This is a genomic window from Propionispora vibrioides, from assembly GCF_900110485.1.
Lineage (GTDB): Bacteria > Bacillota > Negativicutes > Propionisporales > Propionisporaceae > Propionispora > Propionispora vibrioides.
In genome coordinates this window covers 84358-91024 of sequence record NZ_FODY01000019.1, presented here as the reverse complement: position 1 = coordinate 91024, position 6667 = coordinate 84358, and the positions used below count along the sequence as shown (strand labels likewise).

General features: G+C 41.5%; 5 protein-coding genes. 3 read left to right on the top strand and 2 right to left on the bottom strand.

Features of this window, described 5'->3' with window-relative positions; genetic code table 11:
- Nucleotides 1-645: 645 nt before the first annotated feature.
- Nucleotides 646-1590, bottom strand: coding sequence for a tRNA modification radical SAM protein MnmL/YtqA (mnmL, locus tag BMW43_RS14630; protein ID WP_091749105.1), 945 nt, complete (start codon nucleotides 1588-1590; stop codon nucleotides 646-648).
- 4 nt (nucleotides 1591-1594) lie between these two features.
- A complete protein-coding gene (locus tag BMW43_RS14625; RefSeq protein WP_245732497.1) occupies nucleotides 1595-3367 on the bottom strand; it encodes a B12-binding domain-containing radical SAM protein in 1773 nt (590 codons plus the stop codon).
- A 112-nt stretch (nucleotides 3368-3479) separates the two neighbouring features.
- On the opposite strand from BMW43_RS14625, the gene BMW43_RS14620 reads away from it, so the two are divergent.
- The 3 genes from BMW43_RS14620 (at nucleotide 3480) to BMW43_RS14610 (ending at nucleotide 6644) form a co-directional block, all read left to right on the top strand.
- Nucleotides 3480-4250 carry an N-acetylmuramoyl-L-alanine amidase family protein gene (locus tag BMW43_RS14620; protein WP_091749102.1) on the top strand — a complete coding sequence of 257 codons (771 nt, stop codon included), beginning with the start codon at nucleotides 3480-3482 and terminating at the stop codon, nucleotides 4248-4250.
- A 92-nt stretch (nucleotides 4251-4342) separates the two neighbouring features.
- Nucleotides 4343-6217, top strand: coding sequence for an oligoendopeptidase F (gene pepF / locus BMW43_RS14615; protein ID WP_091749099.1), 1875 nt, complete (start codon nucleotides 4343-4345; stop codon nucleotides 6215-6217).
- Nucleotides 6218-6341: 124 nt separating this feature from the next.
- The gene (locus BMW43_RS14610) at nucleotides 6342-6644 is read left to right on the top strand and encodes a zinc-ribbon domain containing protein (RefSeq protein ID WP_091749095.1); all 303 of its coding nucleotides are present in this window, start codon (nucleotides 6342-6344) and stop codon (nucleotides 6642-6644) included.
- Nucleotides 6645-6667: the final 23 nt, after the last annotated feature.

Sequence of the window (6667 nt, the reverse complement as noted above, 5' to 3'; positions counted from 1 at the left end):
TTTATTTATGGAGCCTTTTGATGGCTCTATAATTGTTTAAAGAATTATTTATTGTGACTGTATCACCTAAGTGATACGAGTCCGCACATCTGGCATATTGTTTATACCTTACATTGTTCAGTTTTCAGAGAACACCGGACTGCATTGCCGCAGTTCCTGTTGACCGCCGCCTTGCGACAGCTTTTATATACTATCACATCGGCTTTTGCCTGTCAACCTGTTTTTTATTGGCTTTCTTACCATTTCCTGCCGCCCTGTTCAGCGACTTTTATAGATTAGCACACTTCTATTTTTATGTCAACTTCCTATTACAAGAAGTTTATCCCATAGAATGCGCGTAAAGTATCTGTACCTTTACGCGCAATAGGATTTAATATAAGTTTCAGTGAGCTTATCCAAGCTTGTCCGTATTTCCTCAATTGTTTCTTCCGTTAAATGAAAACGGTGTAAATCTTCGCTATGAAGCAAAGAGGACAACTTCTGGATTCTTTTTAGTAAATCAATCTTTTCTATGATCCTGCACCTCACAAAAATAACTACGGTAAACAGAAAAGTTTTATCCTTTCAAGTTTACCGTGATAAATAATATCATCAAAAAAGCTGTTTGTAAATAGCTATCCGGTTAAAATATCTATCATTAACAGTTTATATCAAAAATTTCTTCACTTCCTTACCATTTAAATAATCACATCGTTTGCCCTGATAGATGTCTTTCATTAATAGTCGTTCTTCTATTGCATCGCGAATTTTCCACCAACCTGTTTGCCAGTTGGTGAACAATGTATTTTTCTCCGGCGCCCGGCCGATTAACCGTTGTATAGTTATATCTGGATGAAGATATTCTAAAAAAGTCACTACCCTATCCACGTATTCCTCTTGACTTATAATTTGCAGTTCGCCTTTCTCATACCATTCGGCCATTACCGTTCCTTTAACAATATATAATGCATGCAGTTTCACCTGTTCAATTTCCAGAGCCGAAACAAATTTAGCATTCTCAATGACATCGTCCATCTGGTCCCAGGGTAAATTCAAGATCAAATGAGCACAGGTTTCTATCTGATACCGCTTAATTCGCAGCACTGCATCAACAAATTCAGCCAGTGTGTGTCCCCTGTTGATCTTAATTAAAGAATGATAATTTACCGTCTGCAATCCCAGTTCAATACTGATATCTACAGAAAAATCCTCTTTTATTTGGGCCAGCATTTTCAAATATTCATCATTAATACAATCCGGTCTGGTTGCCAGGGCAATACCCACAACATCCGGTTGACAGGCCTCCCTAATATATGCTTCGAGTTTTTTTATAGGCAAATAGGTATTGCTGAAATTTTGAAAATAGGGGATGAACTTCCGGGCTTTATATTTGGGAGCAATATGTTCCCGGTTTGCATTGATTTGGGTAGTTACCGTCATCGATGCCGGTAGATTCTCATAACCGGCTCCAATGGCACCGCAAAAAACGCAACCTTGCACCCCGCAGCTTCCATCCCTGTTTGGACAGGTTACCGGCAGGCTGACAGGTAACTTGTAGACTTTTTCTCCATAACGTTGCCGCAGATATTCCGAATATGCATTATAACGCATAATATTATTTAGACCTCTTCTCCAGACAGAAATCCTGCCTATCAATAATTTGATAGCTTGTCTTTGTTTTATAAGAAATAAGAATGGGCGTCAATTCCTGCTGCATGGCCTGCGGCTGGAAAAAGTACTTTGCCACGTTAAAGCTAAATACTTCGATATAGTAATGCTTTTTTAGTTCGCGCCACGTTGTAAATTGATAGTCCGGTATATATTTCATTACAGTCTCTGTCGATCGCCAAAACTCTGTTTTTTCCTGTTCCCAGCTATCGTCCCATGGTAAAAACTCCGGCTTAACACTTCCCCCTTCTACCATGAGTGCATTAAATTTCAGCAGTTCTTTCAATAGCTCCGGCTGGGTCACCGGTTTTTGCTCATTATAAAAATCGATTAAATGCTTATAGCAGGCCTTAACGCTATGGTCAACCATATTATACTGCCGGTTTTCCCAATAAACGGTGAGGAAGTGAAAGAAAGCAAAAGCATCCCCTCCATATTGTTCAATCAAAAAAGGCAGCACATATTGAAACCGTCCGCTGTTATAAAATTGATCAACCAATCCTTCCAATATTTTAAGCCGGCTAAGTTCCTCATAACTGATTGAGTTGTTTGCCAATACTTCATAGGGCGCATAATCAGTATATATGTAATCATACTTTTGGGCGTTCTTTCGTATTCCTGCCCCTTTAAGCATCTTTAAAAAACCAAGCTGCACCATGTGCGGCTTTAGCTGATAAACCTGATTAAAGGATTGTCCAAACTGCCAGTAGCTTTCTTCCGGTAAACCGGCAATTAAATCTAAATGAAGATGAATATTGTCAATCGCTCTTAAACCTGCCACATTCCGGGTAATTTTATCCCAATGATTAACCCGGCTGATCGCTTGCAAAGTTGGTCCATTAGTAGATTGAATTCCGATTTCAAATTGAAATCTCCCTGCTTTGACATCTTTTAAAAAATAAATATCTTCTTCATCTAATAGGTCTACAGCTATTTCAAAATGGAAATTCGTTTCACACTCCTGACGGGACAAAAAATGCATGATCGGCAAATAATGCCGTTTGGCGGCATTAAAAGTGCGGTCAACAAACTTAACCTGCCTTACGTTGTGCTTAATGAAGAAAGTCAGCTCTTCATACACCAGCTCCAAACTCCGGAACCGAACGCCGGCCGTAGCACTTGACAAACAGTACTGACAATTAAACGGACATCCCCTGGTGGATTCGTAATAAATAATTTTGTCCTTTAACTCCTTCATACTTGATTCAGTATAAGGAAAAGGTACTTCATCCAAACAAGCAACCGTTTGACTAATGCCATTTATCATAACCTGTCCGCCATCAGTCCGAAAGGCCAGCCCGTCGATAGAATCCACCGTACCATAACCCGCCAATACTCTTAGCAATGCTTTTAAAACCACTTCCCCCTCGCCTTGAATAAGATAATCAATGTCCGGCTGTTCCTGCATAATGACAGCCGGATCATAGGAAACCTCCGGACCGCCCACGATAACCACGGTACGGGGCAATACCTTCTTGATCAGCCTGATTAAACTCATGGTCATCTCAATGTTCCATATATAACAGGCAACACCTATAACATCAGGCTTTTCCTTATATACATCGCTAAGAATATTCAGCAACTTATTATTAATCGTGTACTCTTTGATGCCTATTTCACCGCAGCCCTCACTGCAATAGGCCTGTAAATACCGCAGCGCCAAAGAAGAATGAATGTATTTGGCATTAAGCGTTATTAATAATGTTTTTATATTAACCACTACTTTCTATTATTTATAATCACTTTCATTATTATTTTAAACCAGGCACCATGCTAAACCTACCCGCATATAATATATTAACATAATCAGCATGGCAAGGAAGGTGCAAATCATGCGGGTCATCTTAAACGGTCAGGTGTTACCTGTTAATATTCGTGTTAACAGGGATATACTAATTACATTAAGATCATTAGCCCGGACACTCCACTGGAAACTGGACTATGATACGACGAAAGAGCTTGTGTATATATCCACGCAAAATATTGCTCAACTTACCGAACGGCTGCCTGCAATTTTGGAAGAACCGGAAAGTACCCGTTTGACCGGAAAGGTTATTTGTTTAGATCCTGGCCATGGCGGTCAGGACACTGGCGCTATTGGTTTTGCCAATAGTTTGGAAAAAGAGAACAACCTGGCAATTGCCCTGCTGGTAAAAGACCGGCTGGAAAGAAACGGTGCAAGCATCTTAATGACCCACGACGAGGACACCGATATAGCTTCAACCTCCAATAGCCAGGAAACGGCAGCGGCACGGGTTTCTCTTGCCAACGAAAGTCATGCCGATATTTTTGTCAGTATTCATAATGATTCCTTCGCCGATTCTCAGGTATCGGGTACGACCACCTATCACTACGGCAATGCCGAATCAGCCAGACTGGCAGCCTGTATACAAAATTCTTTAGTGGAAGGCTTGGGCACTAAAGACCGGGGTGTCAGATTCGGCAGTTTTTATGCCATACGTTATACCGCTATGCCTTCGGTTCACATTGAAGTCGCTTTTATCTCCAACCCGGAAGAAGAATTGCTGCTTAGCAGCGCCGACGGACGAAATAAAGCGGCTGAATATATCGCTAATGGCATTATGCGTTATTTCAAGGTATAGAAAGAAGATTTTTTCAAATGCTATACAGGAAAATACATGTAAAACTACTAATATAGTACAATATATTCTACTCAGCTAAAGGAGAATTTTCAATGCCTAAACAACTGCTTGCAAAGTACCTGTTTAATTTATTAGCTGCAAATCCTGCAGAACGGGAACAAACCGGAGCCCACGTACCTGAACGTGAAGAAATTCCCGCTGAATACAAATGGCATTTAGAGGATATTTACAAAACCGAAGAGTTGTGGCAACAAGATTTCGCCAAAGTGAAATCACTGCTGACAACAGTTAAACAATACCAGGGCAAATTGTCAACCTCCTCTCAGACCTTGGCCGATTGTCTGCAACTTAACACCACACTGGCTATCATAAGCAGCAAACTTTTTTCCTTTGCCCGTATGCATCGCGACGAAAACACGGCTAAGGCTAAGTTTCAGGCACTAACAGGACAAGTTGAGTCATTATTGGCAGAAGCCGGAGCAGCCACCGCCTTTATTGAACCTGAGATTTTAACTATGGCAGATACACTTTTACAACAATACCGTAAGGAAAATCAAAAACTGAATGAATATGCTTTCTATTTTGAAAACCTGGCCCGTCAAAAACAACATGTGCTATCCCCGGAAGAAGAAACGATTTTATCTCTTTCCAGCGAAGCAACACAGGCACCGGAAACCATCTTTAACCTGCTGGCCCACGCCGATATGAAATTCCCTGAAACTCTCGACGACAATGGCTCCACCGTTCAATTAAGCGAAGGTCGTTATAATACATTGATTCGCTCCGGTAACCGACAAGTGCGGCAGCAAGCCTTCCAGCATTTATTTGGTACCTATGCACAATATCGCAATACTTTCGCTGCCACACTGGGGGGAAATATAAAGAAAAACATTTTCTACGCTAAAACCAGAAAGTATCAATCTGTTTTAGCATCCGCGCTGGAATCAGATAATGTTCCCCTCGCAGTTTACGATAATTTGATTCAAACCGTGGGAGAAAATCTATCCCCACTGCATCAATATGTCCTTTTAAAAAAACGGGTTCTTAACCTTGATTCCATCCATATGTATGATCTCTATACCCCTTTAATCAAAAATGTTAGCCTCCGTTTCTCCTATAAAAAAGCCACGGAACTAATCAAGCACGGTCTGTCACCCTTGGGTGAGGAATACCTCCATATACTGAATAAAGGACTTACCTCCGGCTGGATTGATGTCTATGAAAATAAGGGGAAACAAACCGGCGCCTATTCCTGGGGTACCTATGGAGTCCATCCCTTCGTCCTGTTAAACTATCACGGCAAATATGATGATGTTTCCACCTTGGCTCATGAAATGGGGCACGCTTTACACAGTTATTACAGCCACAATACCCAGCCTTATCCTACCGCCTCTTACACCATATTCTCCGCTGAAGTAGCCTCCACCACCAATGAAATCCTATTGTTGCACCACATGCTAAATACAACCGAAGATAAAGATACCCGTTTATATCTGATCAATCAACATCTTGAGCAGGTTCGCGCTACCGTTTATCGCCAGACCATGTTTGCCGAATTTGAAAAAATGCTGTATACCAAGGCAGAAGAAGGTGAAAGCATCACTGCTGATCTGCTTGACCAGGAATGGCATGCTTTAAACCGTAAATATTATGGTCCCGACATAGTTATTGATAAAGAGATTAACGTGGAATGGGCGCGGATACCACACTTTTATTGGAGCTTTTATGTATATCAATATGTAACGGGATATTCGGCTGCCACTACACTCGCCGAAAAAATATTACAGGAAGGTCCATCCGCCCAGAAAAAATATATCAATTTTTTAAAAAGCGGCGGGTCCGACTATTCAATTAATCTCTTGAAAGCCGCCGGTGTGGATATGTCTTCCCCTAAGCCCATTGAAATAACCCTGAAAAAGTTTACTGCTTTGCTGCAGGATTTCCAAAACTTACTGACAAGTTATTGACAATCGCCAAGATGAGCAGGTATGATGAAATTAATACGAAAATGATCTGGATCGCTTGCTAGCTCAGACCCAACCAACCGACCAGCATTGTTGGAGTGAACTAATTGAAGGAGGTTGGTTACTTATGACCTACCAAGACAAAGATCTTACCTGTAAAGAGTGCGGTGCCGGTTTTTCCTTTACCGCTTCCGAGCAAGCATTTTATGCTGAAAAAGGCTTTCAAAATGAGCCGTCCCGTTGCCCGGAATGCCGCGCCGCCAGAAAGGCGCAAAGTGGTAGAAGCAATAACAGCGGCTTCCGTCAACAACGCGAAATGTTTGATACCACCTGCAGCGAATGCGGCGCAGCCACACAGGTTCCGTTTAAGCCGACTGCCGGTAAGCCGGTCTACTGTCGGGACTGCTTCCAAGCCCATAAAAGATATTAATAATATCGATGCAAAACGTTAAA